The 20,955-nt window shown below is 40.6% G+C and carries 20 protein-coding genes and 2 pseudogenes; 5 read left to right on the forward strand and 17 right to left on the reverse strand.

Annotation, left to right across the window (positions count from 1 at the left end; translation table 11 throughout):
- Nucleotides 1-18: 18 nt before the first annotated feature.
- The 4 genes from BCU84_RS10160 to nudF all read right to left on the reverse strand — a co-directional run bounded on the left by BCU84_RS10160 (nt 19) and on the right by nudF (nt 2,663).
- The gene (locus BCU84_RS10160) at nt 19-594 is read right to left on the reverse strand and encodes a YqiA/YcfP family alpha/beta fold hydrolase (RefSeq protein ID WP_102527984.1); all 576 of its coding nucleotides are present in this window, start codon (nt 592-594) and stop codon (nt 19-21) included.
- A 74-nt stretch (nt 595-668) separates the two neighbouring features.
- Nucleotides 669-1,508, reverse strand: coding sequence for a 3',5'-cyclic-AMP phosphodiesterase (cpdA, locus tag BCU84_RS10165; RefSeq protein WP_102527985.1), 840 nt, complete (start codon nt 1,506-1,508; stop codon nt 669-671).
- A 31-nt stretch (nt 1,509-1,539) separates the two neighbouring features.
- Nucleotides 1,540-1,980, reverse strand: coding sequence for a DUF1249 domain-containing protein (locus BCU84_RS10170; RefSeq protein ID WP_102527986.1), 441 nt, complete (start codon nt 1,978-1,980; stop codon nt 1,540-1,542).
- A gap of 59 nt (nt 1,981-2,039) precedes the next feature.
- A complete protein-coding gene (gene nudF / locus BCU84_RS10175) occupies nt 2,040-2,663 on the reverse strand; it encodes an ADP-ribose diphosphatase (protein ID WP_102527987.1) in 624 nt (207 codons plus the stop codon).
- A gap of 282 nt (nt 2,664-2,945) precedes the next feature.
- On the opposite strand from nudF, the gene tolC reads away from it, so the two are divergent.
- Nucleotides 2,946-4,256 carry an outer membrane channel protein TolC gene (tolC, locus tag BCU84_RS10180; RefSeq protein ID WP_102527988.1) on the forward strand — a complete coding sequence of 437 codons (1,311 nt, stop codon included), beginning with the start codon at nt 2,946-2,948 and terminating at the stop codon, nt 4,254-4,256.
- Nucleotides 4,257-4,372: 116 nt separating this feature from the next.
- Here tolC and BCU84_RS10185 read toward each other — a convergent pair whose 3' ends face one another.
- From BCU84_RS10185 to BCU84_RS10195, 3 genes are read right to left on the reverse strand one after another with little or no spacing between them, the layout of a single operon-like run.
- Complete coding sequence (locus tag BCU84_RS10185; protein ID WP_102527989.1) at nt 4,373-5,110, reverse strand: TIGR04219 family outer membrane beta-barrel protein; 738 nt, start codon at nt 5,108-5,110, stop codon at nt 4,373-4,375.
- A gap of 2 nt (nt 5,111-5,112) precedes the next feature.
- Nucleotides 5,113-6,084, reverse strand: coding sequence for a DUF2333 family protein (locus BCU84_RS10190; protein ID WP_102527990.1), 972 nt, complete (start codon nt 6,082-6,084; stop codon nt 5,113-5,115).
- Between the two features lie 12 nt (nt 6,085-6,096).
- Nucleotides 6,097-6,582, reverse strand: coding sequence for a copper chaperone PCu(A)C (locus BCU84_RS10195; protein ID WP_102527991.1), 486 nt, complete (start codon nt 6,580-6,582; stop codon nt 6,097-6,099).
- A gap of 35 nt (nt 6,583-6,617) precedes the next feature.
- Between BCU84_RS10195 and BCU84_RS10200 the strand changes: the two genes are divergently transcribed.
- Nucleotides 6,618-7,355, forward strand: coding sequence for an enoyl-CoA hydratase (locus BCU84_RS10200; protein WP_102527992.1), 738 nt, complete (start codon nt 6,618-6,620; stop codon nt 7,353-7,355).
- Nucleotides 7,356-7,570: 215 nt separating this feature from the next.
- Here BCU84_RS10200 and BCU84_RS10205 read toward each other — a convergent pair whose 3' ends face one another.
- From BCU84_RS10205 to BCU84_RS10225, 5 genes are all read right to left on the reverse strand, one after another.
- Nucleotides 7,571-7,777, reverse strand: a complete 207-nt coding sequence (locus BCU84_RS10205; protein ID WP_102527993.1) for a PspC domain-containing protein — start codon at nt 7,775-7,777, stop codon at nt 7,571-7,573.
- A complete protein-coding gene (locus tag BCU84_RS10210) occupies nt 7,774-7,953 on the reverse strand; it encodes a hypothetical protein (RefSeq protein WP_102527994.1) in 180 nt (59 codons plus the stop codon). The genes BCU84_RS10205 and BCU84_RS10210 overlap by 4 nt, the downstream gene beginning before the upstream one ends.
- A gap of 3 nt (nt 7,954-7,956) precedes the next feature.
- Nucleotides 7,957-8,316 (reverse strand): hypothetical protein, encoded by a 360-nt coding sequence (locus tag BCU84_RS10215; protein WP_102527995.1) that lies wholly within the window; start codon nt 8,314-8,316, stop codon nt 7,957-7,959.
- Nucleotides 8,317-8,600: 284 nt separating this feature from the next.
- The gene (gene dusA / locus BCU84_RS10220) at nt 8,601-9,635 is read right to left on the reverse strand and encodes a tRNA dihydrouridine(20/20a) synthase DusA (RefSeq protein ID WP_102528048.1); all 1,035 of its coding nucleotides are present in this window, start codon (nt 9,633-9,635) and stop codon (nt 8,601-8,603) included.
- A 434-nt stretch (nt 9,636-10,069) separates the two neighbouring features.
- On the reverse strand, nt 10,070-10,984 hold the full coding sequence (locus BCU84_RS10225; RefSeq protein ID WP_102527996.1) for a LysR family transcriptional regulator: 915 nt from the start codon (nt 10,982-10,984) through the stop codon (nt 10,070-10,072).
- 117 nt (nt 10,985-11,101) lie between these two features.
- On the opposite strand from BCU84_RS10225, the gene BCU84_RS10230 reads away from it, so the two are divergent.
- A complete protein-coding gene (locus BCU84_RS10230) occupies nt 11,102-12,259 on the forward strand; it encodes a hypothetical protein (protein ID WP_102527997.1) in 1,158 nt (385 codons plus the stop codon).
- A gap of 128 nt (nt 12,260-12,387) precedes the next feature.
- Here BCU84_RS10230 and BCU84_RS20815 read toward each other — a convergent pair.
- Together BCU84_RS20815 and BCU84_RS20995 are read right to left on the reverse strand one after the other, a co-directional pair.
- A pseudogene (locus tag BCU84_RS20815) lies at nt 12,388-12,588 on the reverse strand (replicative DNA helicase); the annotation flags it as partial.
- A gap of 18 nt (nt 12,589-12,606) precedes the next feature.
- Nucleotides 12,607-12,744, reverse strand: a pseudogene (locus tag BCU84_RS20995) (helix-turn-helix transcriptional regulator); the annotation flags it as partial.
- Between the two features lie 647 nt (nt 12,745-13,391).
- Here BCU84_RS20995 and BCU84_RS10240 point away from each other — a divergent pair.
- Nucleotides 13,392-14,327 (forward strand): class I SAM-dependent methyltransferase, encoded by a 936-nt coding sequence (locus tag BCU84_RS10240; RefSeq protein ID WP_102527999.1) that lies wholly within the window; start codon nt 13,392-13,394, stop codon nt 14,325-14,327.
- Nucleotides 14,328-14,520: 193 nt separating this feature from the next.
- Here the strand turns inward: BCU84_RS10240 and BCU84_RS10245 are convergent, their stop codons facing one another.
- The 3 genes from BCU84_RS10245 to dnaB all read right to left on the reverse strand — a co-directional run bounded on the left by BCU84_RS10245 (nt 14,521) and on the right by dnaB (nt 18,539).
- The gene (locus BCU84_RS10245; protein ID WP_102528000.1) at nt 14,521-15,843 is read right to left on the reverse strand and encodes a hypothetical protein; all 1,323 of its coding nucleotides are present in this window, start codon (nt 15,841-15,843) and stop codon (nt 14,521-14,523) included.
- Between the two features lie 72 nt (nt 15,844-15,915).
- Complete coding sequence (gene alr / locus BCU84_RS10250; RefSeq protein WP_102528001.1) at nt 15,916-16,995, reverse strand: alanine racemase; 1,080 nt, start codon at nt 16,993-16,995, stop codon at nt 15,916-15,918.
- A gap of 134 nt (nt 16,996-17,129) precedes the next feature.
- Nucleotides 17,130-18,539: a replicative DNA helicase gene (dnaB, locus tag BCU84_RS10255; RefSeq protein ID WP_102528049.1), complete on the reverse strand. Its 1,410-nt coding sequence runs from the start codon at nt 18,537-18,539 to the stop codon at nt 17,130-17,132.
- A gap of 130 nt (nt 18,540-18,669) precedes the next feature.
- On the opposite strand from dnaB, the gene BCU84_RS10260 reads away from it, so the two are divergent.
- Nucleotides 18,670-20,868, forward strand: coding sequence for a S46 family peptidase (locus tag BCU84_RS10260; RefSeq protein ID WP_102528002.1), 2,199 nt, complete (start codon nt 18,670-18,672; stop codon nt 20,866-20,868).
- The last annotated feature ends 87 nt before the right edge of the window (nt 20,869-20,955 follow it).

Genomic DNA, 20,955 nt, shown 5'->3' on the forward strand with positions numbered 1-20,955 from the left:
GGCCATTATGAAAACTGATTAAGAAAGCTGTAAAAACTCACAAATCTTATCTAGCTGATTTTTATAGCCAATAAAACTGTGGTCACCATTGGGTTCTAAATGAAGCTCACAACAGTGATATTTGGATAACGCTTGACGATAATCTAACACTTCATCGCCAGTTTGCAAAAATACTAAGAAACGATCGGGACGATATATCACCTCAGTGTTGAATTCAGCCACATCAAACTTATGTTGTGGCAACACTTGGTAATGCTCGTCAGTATAAGGGTTATGTTGAGGCCCTAAAAATTCATCAAACAATTCAAATGGTTTTACCGCTGGGTTAACTAAAACGGCTTTTCCACCATAAGTTTCAGCGAGATAACTTGCAAAATACCCACCTAACGAGGAGCCTATGTATGTTAAAGGCTCACCTTGCACTTTAGCGCGCTCTACAATACCACATAATAATGCCATCGCTTCTTTAGGCGATGAGGGTAATTGAGGTTGAATGAAGGGTAAATTCGGAAAACGGTGTTGAATATACTGCGCCGTTTCGGTTGCTTTATCTGACTGAGGGGAACTATTAAATCCATGTATATAGAGAAGCATACTTCCTCTCGCGTTAATTAACCTGAATGCTTAAACAGCGATTATAATCAGGCCTACACATGAATAGTTAGCGTTTAATAACCGCTGGCATCATTGTCTGGAGAGAATTTTTCACCAGGCACCCGATAAACATTAGTTTGAATGCTACCATTGCTAGCTAACTCCAGCAAACGATAGCCGGGTTGAAGTCCATCTAGCGCAAAATAGGAGGATTTTGGCTTAAATTGTATACAAGTAGATGGCGTCGCCATTAAATGAATCCCACCTTCTGCAGTAGAATACTGGCTATCAATGGTTTGATGAACGTGTCCCCATAGCGCACCTTTTACTTGTGAGTACCGACTTACACGCTTTAAGAAATCTTCACCATTAGCCATGCAATGCTGATCAAGCCAACTACATTCAACTAATATAGGGTTATGATGCATAACAAGTAGAACATGCTTATTGGGCTCAGCAGCAATTGCTTCGTCAATAAGTGCCATTTGTTGTTCAGCCATATAACCACCTGGCTTACCACGCACTGTAGAGTCCAACATCAAAATTTGCCATTCACCCGCTATGATGCGCTGCTGACCAAATAAATGATGACCCTGCATATGCAAACTCATTAACCGAGGGTCATCATGATTACCCGGTAAGTAATGGCATGGAAGGTCTAGTTTGGCAATGGTCGATGAAAAGTGTTGATAAGACTGCGGTGAGTAATCTTGGCTGATATCTCCCGTAGCTAGAACCATGTCGGCAGGATATTCAGTTGCAAGGAATGTATCTAAAACTGCCTGAAAACTGGCAGCCGTATTCACACCTAATAGCTTCGCTTCAGGATCAGCAAACAAATGCGGGTCAGTAACTTGAATAAGTCGCACGACATCCGTATCAGCAATTGAATAAGACACAGGCTCTTTAAGCACTAATTAATCCCAAAATAAATTAATTCAATGTTTAGACTGAAGAAGAACAGATTTTCGCAGGGCGACATCCAATCTTTAACAGCTCTTCAAGAAATGCATTAACTTGATACTTCTCATCCGTTTGATGCATATGTACATTTGGATAATCATACACTGCTTTTAACCGGTAGATCTGTTGACTAGTTAACACTTCTGCCAATTGGGCATCATGATAGACTCGCACACAGGCTTTAGGTGTGATAAGGAAATCGTTATTGGGTAAATGGCGTGTTATTTCAATTAATTGAGTATACTTTGTGTTCTCAATAATTGTGACATCTAATAATCCAAACTGCCCTTCAACAGTCCAAGACTCATTGACTTCTGCAACATCTGGCAACCACTTTAAAATCAACGCATAATTTCGCCCGCACAGTGCTAGAAAAGCACTCACGTTAGGCTGATATTTATCTTTCGCAGTTTGTTGCTTCAAAATTAACTCACTTACTTTTTGCTTCTTTATTTCAAATCTTTGACGATAAATCCATTAAGCTATGCTTGTCTTACTGTATCTAGGTTTAACGCTAACCATTGTAAGCCAATAACAGTAGATGCATTATCTATACGACCTGAATTAACCATAGCCATAGCCGCATCAAAGTCTACAACATGGACTTTGATATCTTCATGCTCATAATCGAGACCATGGATGCCTTCGGCTTTGCTTGCATCGACTTTGGCCCAATAAAAATGAAAACGTTCCGATGAACCGCCAGGTGTTGCTAAATAACTATTCACTAAATGGACTTCGCTGGCTTTTAAGCCGGTTTCTTCCATTAATTCACGCTCCGCGACTTCAGCTGGAATTTCATCGGCTGCAATCATACCTGCCACAAGCTCAAGAAGCCAAACTGAATTAGTCGTTGCTAATGCAGGTAACCTGATTTGTTCAATTAAAACGACTTGATGAGTGATGGGATCATAAGGCAAAACAACCACGGCATTACCACGTTCAAAAACTTCCCTGGTGACGACCTCGCTCCAACCACCTGAAAACAATTTATGTTTGAATTTATATTCATCTAATTGGAAGAAGCCTTTGTACAAGGTTTTAGTGGAAATGACTTCAATATCGCTTTTTGCGTTAAATTGTTCTATTAATTCACTATCTTTCATATTTTTTCTTACAGTTTGTAAGCCCTTTGAAATATTTAATGCACTATTATGTTAGTTAAGCATTTAAGCATGTGAGTTTAAAAAAGTCTGTTACAACTTGAAAGTTGATATTTAGCTTAAAGATGATAGTCTTTTTATCATACACACTAGATACATAGCGGGATTGCACAAAGTTTTAGCGAGTTCACAATATGCTAAAGCAATCTTGCTTATCAATATAAAATGTGAACAAACGAGATTATCTTACCTCCCAAGTGGAGACTATGTCTAAAAGGGCAGCAAATGAAATTTAAAATACGTTCTTTATACGCAGCGCTAACACTAGCCGTTGCTGCACCTGCAGCAAATGCTGATGATTTACTGCAAATCTATCAGCAAGCGCTAACTAGCGATACTATCGTACTTCAAGCACAATCTCAGCGTGATGCACTGTATGAGACAATTGAAGAAAATCGTGCTCCCTTACTACCTACTATCAGCGCGAATGTTGGATATGCTAAAGCATGGAATGACATTGATGACGGCTCTGCTACTTCTAAACCTGATGGTTTCACTGGCGGCTTGTCATTAAACCAAGTTATTTATGACCACAGTGCATGGGTTGGCTTAGACTTAGCCGAAATGGCAGCATCACAAGCTGATTCAGCTTATGCCTCTGCGCTTCAAGCATTAATCATTCGTGTAACCACAGCATATTTTGATGTATTGACTGCAAAAGACAACTTTGAATTCCAAGGTGCAGAAAAACGCGCGATTGAGCGTCAACTAGAGCAAACTAAACAACGTTTTGCTGTCGGTCTTACTGCGATTACTGACGTGCATGAAGCACAAGCACAATACGATTTAGCTTCGGCAACCGAAATTCTGGCAGAAAATACGCTAGCAAACAGTTATGAAGCATTACGTGAAATCACCGGAATTGATCACAAGTCAATCAATACACTTGATACTAATCGTTTCTCAGCTGGTGCAGCAAACCCAACAACGTCATCTGAGTGGTTAAAAATTGCTGAAACTAACAGTATTGATTTAATGACTCAGCGTATCGGTCGTGATATCGCTAGTGAAACCATTTCGCTTTATAAAGCTGGTCACATGCCTTCACTTAACTTTGGCGCTGGTTACACTAAAGGTGTAAAGCAAACCGGTTCAGCTGATTATGATAATGCCAACATTGCATTGACTTTGAGTGTACCGATTTTTGAAGGTTTTAAAGTGACTTCGCAAGTTAAGCAAGCGCAGTTCCAATATGTTGAAGCTAGCGAAAAACTGGAACAAGTTCATCGTGGTGTCGTTAAAGATGTACGTAATAACTTTAACAACGTCGGTGCATCAATCAGTTCAATCCGCGCTTATGAGCAATCAGTGATTTCATCTGAAAGTGCACTAAAAGCCACTCAAGCCGGTTTTGAAGTAGGTACACGTACTATCGTTGACGTATTAAACCGTACCCGTGATTTATATGATTCAAAGCGTCAACTATCTGATGCTCGTTATGGTTACATCAACTCTATCTTGGCGCTTAAGCAAGCCGCTGGTACATTGAGTGAAGACGACATTATCTCTATTAACAATGGTTTAATCGCACAATAATGATTAGCTGGCGGTAAGCTAAAACACTTACCGCTGTTATTCAAAACAAACGATTGAAAATAAGAGACAAAAAAACCGCCAATTGGCGGTTTTTTAATGTCTGTAAACTGAGTCGATTAGAACGTCAATTCAACACCTGCAAATGCGCCTTTAAACGTCATATTCTGCGTAGTGTCAGAAAAGTCATCAACGTCGAAGTTAAACTCACGGTAACCAACGCGAATGGCAGTATCTAGTGCAACACCATCAAACTTCCAACCTAGACCTGCGTTGTAATCGTACACACTGGTTTCATCAACACCTAACATGACATCAGCAAAAGCATATAAGCCAAGTCCAGGAATGCCCACTTCAGCGTTCGCATAAACCATAACGATGCCGCTATCTACGTCCACTTCTTCTGGATGTCCAGGATCTTGAACGCGTAGCGAGCCATGCATTTGCTTGTAAGCAGCACCTAAATCTAAGGCGACTAAATCATTGTCTAAGATTTCATAATAAAGAACAAAATCAGTGTTACTTAAATCGTTGTATACCGTGGTATCACTATCAAATTGATGACCATTGAACATAAAGTTAGAGCCAACTTGGCTGCCTTTACCTTCTAAACGGTTCTCACGAATTTTGATATTAGGTACTAAAGGAATTGGATGCTCAATGGCAATCCAAACGCTACCTTGAGCTTTAGACTCATAATTATAGGTTTGCGCCACACCATCATCACTGTTAAATGAGCCACTGGTATCAGCATCCCAGTAATCACCACCAACTTTGAAGCCCACAAGCGTTGAAGCTTGTGCAGAAGATATGCTTAACATGCCTACAGCGGCCATAGCAAGAAGTGTCTTTTTCATCATTATCCCTGAGAGAGTAAGTTAGTTAAATCAATTACCGCGGCATTTGCACGCGATATATAGTTGGCCATCACTAACGAGTGGTTAGCCACTAATCCAAAACCATCACCATTTAAAACCATTGGGCTCCAAACAGTTTGCTGAGTTGCTTCAAGTTCACGAATAATTTGACGTAAACTCACTTCAGCATTTTTCTTTTCTAGCACATCGGCAAAATCAACTTCGATAGCTTTCATGAAATTTAATAATGCCCAAGCTGAACCTCGGCTTTCATAAAGCACATCATCAATTTTCCACCAGCTTGTTTTAATTTCGTTACTGGCTAAAGACGGTGTTGACTGTCTTGCTGTGCTGTCGCCTGCTAAATCGGTATTTAAACGATCTTGACCAACACTGGCAGATAAGCGTTGCGACATACTGCCTAAACGTTTCTGCACTTCTTTCAGCCATTCATTTAGGTTATCTGCGCGAGCATAAAACTGTGCATTACTGTTTTCTGTATCACTAATTTTAGCGCGATAAAGTTTCAGTAATTTGATTGCCTCACGATATTCGCCTTCTGCACTTGGCACTAACCAGCTAGTGTGCTCAATATTGAGCTTTGAGTGCGCGGCAAGTAAGTCTGCATCAGCTGTAGATTGCGACTGAGAACGACTGAACTCTTTACGCATAATCAATGCTAGGTCACGTGATTGCTCTAGTGCCCCAAATTCGAATGCTGGCATATTATCCATGATCACAGAGGGAGGCATAATATCATTTGATAGCCAGCCACCTGGTTTGTCCAATAGGGTTTCCATGGTAGAAATTAACGAAGAAGTTGTCGCATAACCAACAATGTCTTCACCACGTTCATTTTGCAGTACTTCTGGCTCAAGAATATCAGGCTCAACACTCCACCAAACCGCAATGAAATAACCAATTAATAAGATTATTCCTACAACGCCAAATACTTTATTCCTTGTCATTTGCATCAATACAACTCCTTAGTGATGATGGTGGTGATGGCTTTCTTGTTTATCATTACTCGCCCTTTTTTCTACCGCCAGTTCGATTGCCAATGTTTTGCCATCCTTAAACGTCAGCACTAAAGGAACTGTATCCCCTATCGCTAGCGGCGTCGTTAATGATAGCAGCATAATATGGTCACCCGATGGTTGAAGCGTTAAGGTGCCATGAGATGGAATGTCAAAGCCGTCAACTTGACGCATTTTTACCATGCCATTCTCTTCAACCAAAGTGTGTAATTGCGCTTCTTTAGCCACTGGTGTTGTCACAGAAACTAATGTTACAGCATCATCTGAGTGGTTCATTAATGTCAAATATGCTGCTGTATTAGGCACACTGGCGGGCATCGCTCTTACATGTCCTTCACTGAGCATTATCCCTGCTGATGCTGAAAAAGAAAATACGGTTAACGCTAAAAAACTAAACAGTTGTTTGAATATTGCTTTCAATGTCATAAACTCCATTTACACCCTACTCGTGTCCATAAGGAAAACAACGAATGAGTCAGATTCAGGTTAAGGATGATCAAGGCGTACGTATTATCAGTTTCAATCGCCCTGAGAAACGTAATGCATTTAATCTTAAAATGTACCAACAGCTTACAGAATACCTGATCCAAGGTGAGAGCGACAACGACATTCGTACCTTTATGTTATGCGGTGAAGGGAACTGCTTCACCTCAGGTAATGATATTGCTGATTTCCTCGCCAGTGGCGAACTGAACGAGTCTCATCCGACAGTACAATTCTTACATTGTCTGCTTAATCTTAAAAAGCCCATCGTAGCAGCAGTATCTGGTGCAGCTGTAGGCATCGGCACAACAATGCTACTACACTGTGATCTAGTTTATGCTGACAACAGCGCCAAGTTTCAATTACCTTTCGTAAATCTAGCCCTGGTGCCTGAAGCAGCTTCAAGTTTATTGTTACCACTTATTGTTGGCCAACAAAAAGCAGCTGAATTAATTCTATTAGGCGAAAGCTTTACGGCAGAAACGGCTTGCGAACTGAATATTATCAATCGGGTGATTGAGTCATCAGAATTAAATGATTTTGTTTTTGAACAAGCCAAAAAACTCGCGAATCAACCGCCATTATCACTGCAAGCATCTAAAAAGCTTCTGCGCTATAACCAAGCTGACGTTAAGCAGCAAATGCTAGCGGAGTTAGAAGTATTTAGCGAAAGACTAAAAAGTGATGAAGCAAAAGCACGCTTCCAAGCTTTCTTAAAAAGATAGAGTTAAGTGTCACTCGCTAATGAGCCAAACAGCTATTTGCTAACGTTAGTTGAATACTTTTATAAGACTCGTAAGCGCTGTTTGAAAATGGTGACTGCGGCACTTGGAAGGAATAAAGAACACTTTTATCGTGATGGTACGATAGTGATAAAACGACCTCTTCCTGTGCTGCGTGACTAGCGAAAATTGATGTTAGGGTAAATTCATCCCTAACATTAATATTTTGTTTTTTGCTGGCTTACGACAATAGCGGTAACAAAGTAAGCAATCAGTCCCATCGTTGGGCTTAAAAATATAGCAATCAATGTTAACACACGAGACCACATTACAGACCAACCAAACTGCTTTGAAAGCGAGTTTACTGCACCGCATATAATGCTTTTATCTGACTTTAAAAACGTTTCTACATCGGACATGTTCATTTTGTTTCTCCAGCAAATTCTAAATTGATTATTTCTTCAGAAATTGCATCGACACTGTTAAATTGATACCACTGCAACCCACATATCAGTAACGAACAAATAATAAAACTAATCACGGGAAGCAGAAGTAATGAAATTAATGGATCTGCTAAATGAAAAATCATCATTAAATCCATGAATTAATCCTCATTGCTCGCTAATACAGAATCTGTAGTTGTTTCTGATACTGTATCCGATGCTGTTTCAGCTAATTCTAGTGAACTGTTTAACTCAAATGCTTGCTCTGCAATTTGGCTGTGAAGCGAAAGTACGATTTCTTGTTTTGCTGATTGCAACATTTCAGAAGCCGTTTCACTTAAACGCGTTTCTAACACATCAATCATATCTTGACTGTTTAAATCGTTAGCCTGAGCGCTCATACTTGCAGTTGCAATTAACGCGACTAAAGCGACTTTTTTCAATACACTTTTTGCTGATGAGTTTGCGTTAGTATTAGTTGTAGAGATTAAACCATTTGTATTAGTAGTTGAGTTAAACATGATGTCTTCCTTTTCAATTGTTGGGTACACCATGGTTATTACAAGCTACGTGCCAAGTTTAAATTTATTTATTAACATCTGAATTTTAAGGGCTTTTATTATAAATGCTATTTTTTGCCAAAAACAAAAGTGAGTAATAATTAAACAATTAGTAATTCTCACCACTATAATAGTGAAATTAGCTAAAACTTAATTAGCCAAATTAACGGCATAAAAAAAGCGCCAATGATTGGCGCTTTAAATCTCGTTTAAGGGTCTTCTTAAACAATTATCTCGCGTTGCTTTTACACATTATTATTAGGGTAAAAAGTCACATCCGCTGGCGGACGACTCTGCTCCATTCTTGCTACGGCATCCCATATAACTGAAACACCCGCGCCTGCTTTATGGGCGTTCTCACTTAAATGTCTGCGCCAGCCTCTTGAACCAGGTAACCCCTGGAATAAGCCAATCATGTGACGAGTAATATGGTTTAACCTGCCACCGTCTTTTAAATGCTGCTCAATGTAAGGCATCATTTGCTCAATCACTTGTTCACGGGTGATAACCGGCTTTTCTTCGCCGTATATCAACTGATCCACTTTAGCCAATAAATACGGGTTCTGATAAGCCTCACGACCGATCATCACACCATCAAGTTGTTGTAAATGGCTCAGAGAGTCCTCTAAGGTTTTAACACCGCCATTAATACTAATGTTCAAATCAGCATAATCACGCTTTAACTGATAAACGCGCTCATAGTTAAGTTCAGGTATTTCGCGGTTTTCTTTCGGGCTTAAGCCCTGTAGCCATGCCTTACGGGCATGCACAATGAACGTATCGCAACCAACAGCCTTAACGGTATCAACAAAATCAGTCAAAAACTCGTAGCTGTCTTGCTCATCAATACCGATTCGCGTTTTAACTGTCACGGGAATATCGGCCACTTGTTTCATCGCATCAACACATTCAGCCACTAACGCAGGCTCACCCATTAAACAGGCACCAAAACGTCCGTTCTGCACTCTATCAGACGGACAACCGACATTAAGGTTAATCTCATCATAGCCACGCTCAAATGCCAATTTGGCACACGTCGCTAAATCTTTTGGATTCGAGCCACCTAACTGCAATGCAACAGGATGTTCTTCTTGGTTATAAGCTAAGTAATCACCTTGACCATGAATAATCGCACCAGTCGTCACCATCTCGGTATACAGCACAGTATGTGCCGACAACAGTCTAGCAAAATATCGATAATGCCTATCAGTCCAATCAAGCATTGGGGCGACTGAAAAACGGGATGATGTGTGCATATCAAGAACCTCCTTTAAATTCATAAACATAGCGCACATTCTGCCGCTTTGCGTTGTTCTACATTCAGTCCAAATTCAGCCGCATTGGCATTTAGGAACAAGTTGGGGGATCAATTGGGGGACGAGTCACCACTCAAATTGACAAGGCGACGGATTATACAGAGCAACCTCGTTTGCTTCAATGAGGGAAAACAAGCCAAATCATCAACCCACTTCAAATCCACTTATTAATCAGTCATTGCGAAGGCTATGCCATTGATAAAGTAATCGACAAGATATAAAGCACTGTTGCCCCCTTTATAATCAACATGTGACAATCGATAAGATTAGGAAGAACAGCACTAACGCTGACCTAATTTCGATAATCCATTAACCTATAACACGATGTGCCTTTTAAGGGGCGCTAGTTGTCATATGTGAACAAATGGTTTTTATTAAAAAGATAGGTAGTCTTGCAACTAAAACGAACCAATAGATGCTTCTTTGACCTTATCGATTAGCCAAACTATCGAAGGGTCAATGCTTCTCGATTTCGACCAGAATATCGAAGCTTCGACTTTTTGTTCGAGAAAATCATTTTCCAATATTTTTAAGTTAAAAACATCAATATTCGCAACCGCCATTTTACGCGTAAAAATAGCTAAACTATCACTATCTTTGACCGAAGATAATAACCCCCAATAACTTGCGACTTGCCGTTTCACTTTTCGTTTCTTTAGCATGTCTAAACAGGTGATAGAAAAGCGCTCGAAAAAGCTATTGTTCTCAGAAAGGCTTGAGAGAGTGATATGTTGATTATTTAAAAACTCCTCCTCTAAAATAGTCCCTTTCGAAAACAATGGATGCTTCTTACCGCAAACCACTACCAATTCATCATCGTAAATTGTTTGAGACTTAATAAAAGACTGAGTTTTAACGCTCCCTTCAATAGCAATATCAATACTGCCTTGTCTTAACATGTCTTTAGTCACTTTAGTGCTGTGATTCTCGACCAGAAGTGTTACATCTGGCGCTTCTTTCTCAACTATCCTAAAAATAGTGGGAATTAAAGTGTGCTCAAAAAGACTTATTGTAGAAATTCTAAATACACGCTTGCTCGAGTTAGGGTCAAATTTAATCCTTTTAGCAGATAGTGCGTCTAACCTTGAAATCGCATCTGCAATATCAGGATATATCTCTAACGCAAATGCTGTAGGCCTAACACCTAGTTTTTCCCTAATGAAGAGTGGGTCGTTATAGATATTTCTTAGCTTCGACACACTTTGACTGACTGACGGCTGAGTAATACCTAATCTTTTAGCTACCTTCGTATACTTCCCTTCCTCTACTACTGCTGCAAAAACAGCCAACAAATGATATTCACTTGATTTCATGCCTATATCTTACCGTTTAGATATAAAAAAAATTATATCTAATAGTATCAGTTTTTTATCTAGAAAAATTAGACTTATTCAACACGAATAGAGCAATACACGAAGGACGTACGAATAATGAAAAGAATGAACTGCTTAGCAGCTGCGATTACTGTAGCTTTGGTCGGTTGTGGCGGGAGCGATGACTCTTCATCACACACCATTGATGACGCATTTATTCAAGAAAGTGTAACCGCAACTCAAGGAATGACTCGCGCACTTTTGTCTAAGTATTTTAGCAACATGTTTGAGTATGGCACGGACGGAACAATTTACCCGATTAGCACGGATGGTTCGTATTGCGGTGGTGGCGCTTGCCTCGATGGTCAGAACATGAGCAATGAAGAATACGATGCGGCATGGGCAGCGCTTTCTGCACTAAACATTCAAGAAGGTAAAACCCTAAGATACCGTACAGAATCTGAGGTGAATGGCGTTTCATTAAGCGAGCCCGTTAGTGATGACGGTTATAGCCGCTTGGTCACTGTTTTTATCAATGATAATGAGCATTTGACACCTGCGCGTCGCGCCCTAATTTTGGACGCAGTTGAGACAATCGAGACGCAAGTTGGCGCAAAAATATTCAACGATGAAATCTTGGACGTAAACTTGGCACAGTTTGATGCTGATTTTTATCTAAATGAAGAGCGCAAACTTAAAGAGTCGATTGAATCAGGTGGCGAGCGATACGAGACTGCAAAACAGTATCGCAACCTGTGGAAAGGTCACACGTACAACAGTGACGCAAGCCGTAACTACGATGCAGACACCGCGACTCACACAGATCTAGATCACCCTCAGTATGGAAACGTCATTGAAACCGACAGCTATGAAGATATTTCAGAGCACTATGGTGTTCGTGGTGCGATCACTATCTCCTACGGCACTACTCACGCATTGCTTGATTCATCACAGTGCAGTAATTACAAAGCAAACCACAGTACATTCCCGTTTTATGGTGGTGACACTGGCTTCAAGGTTGATGACAAAGCCTACTTCACGAACAGCAACTGGCACATGGTTAACCTAGGTAGCCATAACAGTATTTGTAAGAACATGGATACCATCACTAAAGACATTATCATTCATGAGTTAGGTCATGCGTTAGGTCTTGGAGCTCACTTTAATGGTTTCGGTATGGACGGCATTTGGGATGAGCGAGCAATCGCAGTTTTGAAAGCCATCTACCACAACCCAATTGCAACACCGATCAGCGAGCTAACCGTAGTTGAGTAATAACCTCACATAAGTCAAAACAAAACGATGCCACTTGGCATCGTTTTGTTAGGCAATACTCTTTTGGTCAATTTGCACCCTTGTTTAACATAAAGGAGTAAAGCCAACACTCTATCAGTAGCATAGTAAATTTTATCGACAGTAATCGATTTAATCCCTTCAGGGCCCTCATTGGCATTCGCTCGCGACTCTGCAATTTTAAAGACTTTAGTTTCAGCTAAATCGAGTAAGTCACCTGAATTACGTCCTTCTGGGTTATAACCTGCATCGGCAATCTCATGAGCGACACCAATCATGTCACGCACAACCGCGCGCTCACGTACGATATCGGCTACGTCACCACGTTCCCAACGCTGGTATGTTCGCTGGCTTACTCCGTAGATTTCGGCAACTTCAATTTGTGTCAGTCCCCGAATTTGCCTACCAGTCTTTAGAAAATTAAACCCGCGTAACGCCATTTCGCCCCCAAAATCCCTTAATTGCATATTCTTCAAATAATGATGCAGTGATATCTATAGCCAACCGCTTGGTGTATTGGTTTGCAGGTTCCCTGAATCAACAGGCGATCTAGGTAATATCTCGAGCGCAACCGAAGAGAAACCATTCACAAATTATTCAAGAATCTAATTGATGAACCATTTAAATATATCCATAGCATATTAGAACAGTTACTTCACTTATATAGAAAGTATGCAAAAATCGGATAAGTAAAAAATAAACTAATACTTTATGATAATTGTTAATATTTTTTACAAAAGTAAAATTCATACAAATAAATAAACTTTTACGTGGACGGAACCATGGGAGTAACAACAGCAAATGGAAGCTCACTATTTAGATCTAATTCGCAATCATCTTCGTTATTTCAAGAAAACTCAACAAAATATAATGCCTTTCAAAATGAAACATCTCCTTGCATATTATTCCCTTTAGCAGGCTTTTTTATATTAATAGGCCTGCAATCTTACTCTTTCATTAATATTACACTGTAATAAGGAGCTGGGGTTCTTTGCATTTCTTTAATCTGGCTCTTAAGGGGCGTGGGGAGTCGGCAAATTCGTTTATGAGCTCTTGCAGGGCATTTGCTGGTACAGAAAAATAACTTAAACAAATATAAATTAGGAGTATCCATATGGAAATGGAAGCATACTGGAGTCAATATTGGCAACAAGGTTATTTAACTTCTTTTGGAAGCAGTATAAAAAACAATTATCAAGGTGTTATTAAAGAATGCTGGTTTCGTTTTTTTGATAAATTAACTGAGCAAGATAAAGTCTTAGATATTGGCACAGGTAATGGTGCATTAATCGCTTTAGCACAGGCACATCCATCCTTGGACTGTAATTTTGTTGGCATCGACTACGCCAATGTAAATATTTGCGATAAGAGCCTGATAGGAAAAAGAAATATTGAATTTATTTCTAATGTACAAGCCGAAGATATGATATTTGACGCTAGTAAATTTACAGCTGCCATTGCTCAGTTTTCATTAGAATATACAAATATTGAGCAGTCCATTGAAGAGGTTTCACGTGTATTAGTCAACAAAGGGAAATTTCAATTTGTTTGTCATCATTCAGATTCTCTAATTGTTCAGCCTAATAATAAACTTCTGCAAACAGCATTAAAGATCTTAGATAAAGACGGGGCCTTAGATACACTAAAACAGTTAATAAAAGAGTTAGGTCAGAACACAGGCCTGAAAAGTAATAAAGCTGAAAAATTAAGACATAAGTTGAATATTTTAGTAGATGATTTTTTTAAAGTCGATGGGCTCGCTTTTCAAAACACAAACTTCCCTTCCTTAATCAAGTCTGTTTTTACGCAAAAAAAATTAGCCGCTAGGCAAAAAATAATCTACCAATTCGAAGAGGAATTGGAAGGCCAAATATCTAGATTTACTCAATTGTCAAATGCGGCTTTAAATCAAACAGACAAAGAATGCTTAATACTGCTTTGCCAACAAGCCAATTTAATCATAGAAAAAAATGAAATCATGCTCCAAGAAGACGGACAAGTGCTTGCTCATGTCATTTCTGGCCACAAATTTCATTGCAAAAATGAATAACGAACTTAAGCTAAAAAATATAATGACATATGAGCGTGATAGTTATGAATACTTGTAAAGTGTATTAAAATTACTTTGATTTAGTTCGATTAAAAAAGTTAAACCTTGAATATATTCTAGAAATCAGGGTTCACTTTTCTAATTTTATTTGTTTGCTAATTTAGCTAACTGTTAACTAAGACTATTCTTTGAACTAAAATGGCTGATTGACCATTACCCAAAACTGGCTTTCATCACCACCAGTGACAAAATCACTTCTGATAACAATATCTTCAACTTCAAAACGGACACTCACACCATAAGAGGTTTTCATGTCTTTGTGTAAGTCATCAAGGCTAAACTCGTCGGTCACATTTCCCGCTTCAATCAATAATGCCCACTGCCACCAAGGCACATCATATAAATTAAACACTGGTAAATTTTGTAGTGGCTGCCAACGAGGAGTCATACGATATTCTAGCGCATAATTGACCGCGCTTCTTCCAGTAAACTGCTTAGAATCATAACCTCTTAACCTATCAAACCCACCGAGTGAAACGCCTGCAAAGGTTGGGGGGCGCTGGTAACTTTGGCTATCGCCATCAAAGCTATTCCAACTTGGTGTATCGGCAATATAGACGTTGGCGGCGAGTACTTGTTCTTCAAACCAGCCATTACTTCCCAGTGACATAAAAGCACTTTGTTCAAATTCCCACATAAACCAACTTGGGTTATCGCTTACTTCACTGCCAAGCGTTAATGTAAGATTGGTTTGTCCGCCCTCTGAACTGTTATTCATTGAGTCACGATTATCCCAATCTAAAGCCAGCTCTATGCCATTTGCTTCATCAGGTAAATAATCCAGCGTTTCAAGTTCGCGATACTTATTAAAGGGCGTCAAAGTTATCGATGTGACACCTGACTCTAGTGGACTCCAGCTTATTGCATTTTTCTTTCTGGCTAGAGACGCTGCAGCGCCGTTTGCCCCGCCAGCCATCGGCAAAACATATTTAATATGTAATTTTGAAAAGCCTTCATCGCCTACACTGATTATGCGTTCAGTTTCAGTCTCGGTGTTTGCTTGCGGGAGATAGTATATGCCTTGCTCATAATGGCCACGAAATAACTCCGCGCTGAATAACCATTGATCGAGTTTGGGAATTTGATAATTGTAGAATCCAGCATAACTTAGCCAGCTGTCATTGGCTGAATATAAACCTATACCCAGTGCAACGGCTTGAGCTTGCCCAGCATGCTTTATGACACCAGCACCACCAATTGTTGTACTCAACGTTTCAGTTGAAAATATAATGGGCACAGCAACAAATTCAGCATCATAACTGTCGGCTGAATTCTTGGCTTGTTTATTCTTTTCTAACTCAACTGACGTTGATGTTGTTTGCTTATCGTCGCCCGAAATGTCAACAGATACAATAGTATCTTCTGGCATAAGGCTTTGAATAGGCTGTGTTTGAGCAAAGGCCCAACCACTATAAATAACGCAGTAAGTCACTAGCGCGGTTTTATACAACTGCACTCAATCTTCCTTCTAATACAAGGCACTGTTAAACGTGTGTAGCCTTGCAACATCTAGATGCCCCTAAGGGCTTTATTCTTGTAAATCGACAACCACTCGTGGGGTGAGTTTGGTCACGAGTTCGTAAGCGATGGTACCAATATGTTCAGCGACCTCTTCAACGGCTAGTGCTTGTCCCCATAACTGTACAAGATCACCAACTTGATCTGTCGCTTCTGCGCCTAAATCAACCGTTAGCATGTCCATCGATACGCGGCCAACAATCGGCACTCTACGACCATTTAACCAAACAGGCGTTCCTTCAGGTGCATTACGGGGATAACCATCACCATAACCAATCGCGACCACACCTAATTTAGTGTCTTTATCGGCAGTCCAATGCGCACCATAACCCACACTTTGACCCGCTTTATGCTCACGTACAGCAATCAAATTAGATACTAACTCCATCGCAGGTTGTAAACCGTGATGGGTCCCCTTGTCCCCAAATACAGGAGAAACCCCATATAAAGCAATACCAGGTCTTATCCAATCACATTGGCTTTGAGGCCAAAATAAGGTACCCGCTGAATTTGCTAAAGTGCGGTCCCCAGGAAGGTCAGATATGAGTTGAGTAAAAGCATCCATTTGTTGCTGAGTGAGATTATTGTCAGGCTCATCAGCACAGGCAAAGTGTGTCATTAAATGAACCGGTTTTTTCACGTTGGGGCAATCAATTAAACGCTGGTATACATCATCGAACTGTTCTAAGCCAAAACCCAGTCGATGCATACCTGAATCCACTTTGAGCCACACGGTGATAGGAGCTGATAATGTCGAGTTCTCAAGCATCTCAAGCTGAGATTCATGATGAACTACGGTGTCGATTTGATGCTGTACTAATAACGGGAGATCTGTCTGACGAAAGCAACCTTCAAGTAATAGCAGTTTCGCTTTCACCCCACCTTCACGCAATTGCAGCGCCTCCTCAAGCCTTGCTAAACCAAATCCATCGGCATTATCTACACACTGTGCAACATTCAGTAAGCCATGACCGTAACCATTAGCTTTAACCACTGCCATGACTTTACTGTTAGGAGCAATCTCTCTCAGCCTGACAAGGTTATCCTGTAAAGCCTGGCGACTAATTTCAGCACGGGGAAACGGTTTCAAATAATTAACCTTAAATGACGAATAAATTCAGGTGTTCTTCACCATGAAAACAAAAAATTGAGCCTCTGTTTCATTAACAGAGGCTTGTTTGATAATAGCAATTTATAGACACAATACTGATTTATGAAACAGGATTAATCTTCATCAAATATTTGCGTTCCTGAGTAATTATCAAAGCGCGAGAACTGGCCTTGGAAGGTCAAAGGCACTCGACCAATCGGGCCGTTACGCTGTTTACCAATAATAATTTCTGCGACACCTTTTTGTTCAGAATCATCGTTATACACTTCATCACGATAAATAAACATGATCAAATCCGCATCTTGCTCAATCGAACCAGATTCACGTAAATCCGAGTTAACAGGTCGCTTATCAGCACGTTGCTCTAGCGAGCGGTTAAGCTGTGAAAGTGCAATAACTGGAATCTCGAGTTCTTTGGCCAGAGACTTCAGTGAGCGAGAAATTTCTGCAATTTCTAAGGTACGGTTATCTTTTAATGAAGGCACTTGCATTAACTGCAGGTAATCGATCATGATCATCGATAAACCGCCATACTCACGGGCAATCCGTCGAGCACGACTGCGTACTTCTGTTGGGGTTAAACCAGAGCCATCATCAATGTACATCTTGCCTTGCTCAAGCATGATACCCATGGTCGATGACACACGTGCCCAATCTTCATCATCGAGCTGACCGGTACGAATTTTAGTTTGATCCACTCGGCCTAAAGACGCCAACATACGCATCATAATTTGTTCTGACGGCATCTCTAAACTGAAAATAAGCACCGGCTTATCCTCATTCATCGCAGCTTGTTCACACAGGTTCATCGCAAAGGTAGTTTTACCCATCGATGGACGCGCTGCCACAATGACCAAATCGCCAGACTGAAAACCAGCGGTCATTTTATCTAAGTCACTAAAGCCACTCGAAACCCCAGTTACACCGTTATGTGGGTTATTGTATAACTGCTCAATTTTATCGACAGTCTTTTCAAGAATCGATTTAATCCCTTCAGGGCCTTCATTGGCATTCGCTCGCGACTCTGCAATTTTAAAGACTTTAGTTTCAGCTAAATCGAGTAAGTCACCAGAATTACGTCCTTCTGGGTTATAACCTGCGTCGGCAATCTCATGGGCGACACCAATCATGTCACGCACAACCGCGCGCTCACGTACGATATCGGCATACGATAAAATATTACCTGCACTCGGGGTGTTTTTAGCAATCTCACCTAAATAGGCAAAACCACCGGCATCTTCAAGCTGATCTTCAACTTCAAGTCGCTCAGATACCGTAATCAAATCGATAGGTTGGCCAGTTTCAACAAGACGGCTCATCGCCGCATAAATCATTCGGTGAGAGCGAGAGTAGAAATCATCTGCCACGATAGCCTCTGAGACTCTGTCCCAAGCTTCAGCATCGAGCATCAAACCACCTAAAACAGACTGTTCAGCTTCAATAGAGTGAGGCGGTAATTTGAGCGCATCAACTTGTGCATCTCTTAACCTTTCTTTAGCCTTAAAAGGACCTTTTTGTGACATTAAAACTCCCAATTCCCAACCTGTTTGTAAAATATGGTATAACACCGAGGTCATGCAAACATGTTGCACCTTAAAATGTGCAACATTACCGCTCATGCGGACTAACAATAATAATATTTAAGGAAAGAACATGCGTATTGCACTCGTTGCAGCCCTTGTGCTGTCTTCCGGGCTAGCCCATGCCGATGAAGGCCAATGGCAACCCTATCAAATGCCTTCTATCGCAGATAAATTAGCACAACGTGGCATCGAAATTCCTGCAAAACAACTTGCAGATCTAACCCAATACCCAATGAATGCGGTTGTCGGCCTCGGCTATTGTACCGCCAGTTTCGTTTCGCCCCAAGGTCTAGTTGTTACCAATCATCATTGTGCCTACCGAGCAATACAATATAACAGTAAAACAGAACATAATTACTTGGCCGATGGCTTTCTTGCCAATACTAAAGCAGAAGAACCTTCAGCGGGTCCAAACGAGCGATTATACATTACTGAAGCCGTAACGGATGTCACTAAACAAGTAAATGCCAATTTAAGTAGCGAGCCGCTAGCACGTTACGAAGATATTCAGTCAAACCGCAAAGCACTCATTAAAGAATGTGAAACCGATGAAAACTACCGCTGTTCGGTTAGTAGTTTCCATAACGGTTTAGAGTACTACTTAATTAAACAGCTGATTATTCGGGATGTTCGCCTAGTCTATGCACCACCAGAAAGCGTCGGCGCTTTTGGCGGTGACATCGATAATTACGAATACCCTCGCCACTCAGGCGACTTTACTTTCTTACGTGCTTACGTTGGCAAAGACGGTAAACCAGCAAGCTATGCTGAAGACAACGTACCGTTTGAGCCTAAGAGCTTTTTAAAAATTAATGCTGACGGCGTTAAAGCAGGTGACGGAGTCTTTGCTGCAGGTTACCCAGGTTCTACCAGTCGTTATCGCCTAACCAGTGAATTAGAGTTTGCCAGTGATTGGATGTATCCAACATACGCCAAGCGCTATCAGCTACAAATCGACACCATTAATCAAATGGCGGCAGATAATAATACTATCGCGATAAAATATGCTGGCAGCCTTGCGTCAATGGCTAACCGTATGAAGAAACTTAACGGCTTGTTAGATGGCTTTAAAGCCACTGATATTGTCGGCATCAAGCAAGATCGTGAGAATGATTTCTTAGCTTGGTTGAAAAAAGACACTCAAGCAAACCAGAACTTAATCACTGAATTAGAAGCTCTGCTTGCCAAGCAGCAAACTCAAGTTCAAACGGATTACTTTTTCAATAATGCGCAATCAAGTTCGTTATTGTCAGCAGCGAAAAAACTGTATCGTTTAGCGAAAGAAAAACAGCTCCCTGACGCAAAACGTGAACAAGGCTTTCAAGAGCGCGACATGAAAATGTTCGCCGCTAACTTAACACGCTTAGAACGCAGTTTTGATGTATCTGTTGATAGAACGCTATGGCTTCAAGATTTAAATGCATACATGGCACAAAGCCAGCGCGTGGCAATTTTAGATGATGCACTGAATAAAATCTCTGATTCAGAGGCACTATCAGCAAAATTAGATGGCTACTACGCTTTAACAGGTCTTACTGATAAAGAGCAACGACTTGCTTGGATGGAACAAGATGCACAAGCATTTGAAACCAGTTCTGATCCATTTATCCGTTTAGCTGTTGCACTGCACGACACCAATATGGCGCAAGAGAAAGCAGAAAACACATTAAAAGGTGAGTTATCTACTGCACGCCCAGAATATATGGAAGCCATTATTGCTTACTACAAAGCCAATGATTGGCCTGTGTATCCAGATGCAAACCGTACCTTACGTATCACATACGGCATGGTAGATGGTTACCAATCAAGAGATGCCCTTTACAAGCAGCCGTTTACGCGCTTAGAAGGCATTGTGGGTAAGCACACTGGTGAAGCGCCTTATAACGCGCCGAAGAAGTTATTAGATGCAATCGCAACTAATGACTATGGCAACCATACTGTTGCGTCTGTCTATCAAGATCCTCGCTCATGGATTTGCAGCTTGTTCTCGTGTCTTGATAAACCAGAAGAGTTTAACTCAGTACCGGTTAACTTTTTATCAAGTGTTGATACTACAGGTGGCAACTCAGGTTCGCCGGTATTCAACGGTAAAGGTGAGTTAGTTGGTTTGAACTTTGATTCAACTTACGAAGCAATTACTAAAGATTGGTTCTTCAATCCAACCATTACCCGCGCAGTCCATGTCGACTTCCGTTATATCCTTTGGATGATGGATAAGGTTGATAACGCACAAAACTTAATGGATGAGTTAGAGTTAGTCAGAGACTAATTCTCTTGTTCATGAAACAAAAGGCACTTTTATCAAAGTGCCTTTTTTATGCGTCTTTTTCATGATTTTTTTGCCTGAACTTTTTGC

Origin of the sequence: Shewanella sp. 10N.286.51.B7, from assembly GCF_002873615.1 — a bacterium.
Lineage (GTDB): Bacteria > Pseudomonadota > Gammaproteobacteria > Enterobacterales > Shewanellaceae > Shewanella > Shewanella electrodiphila.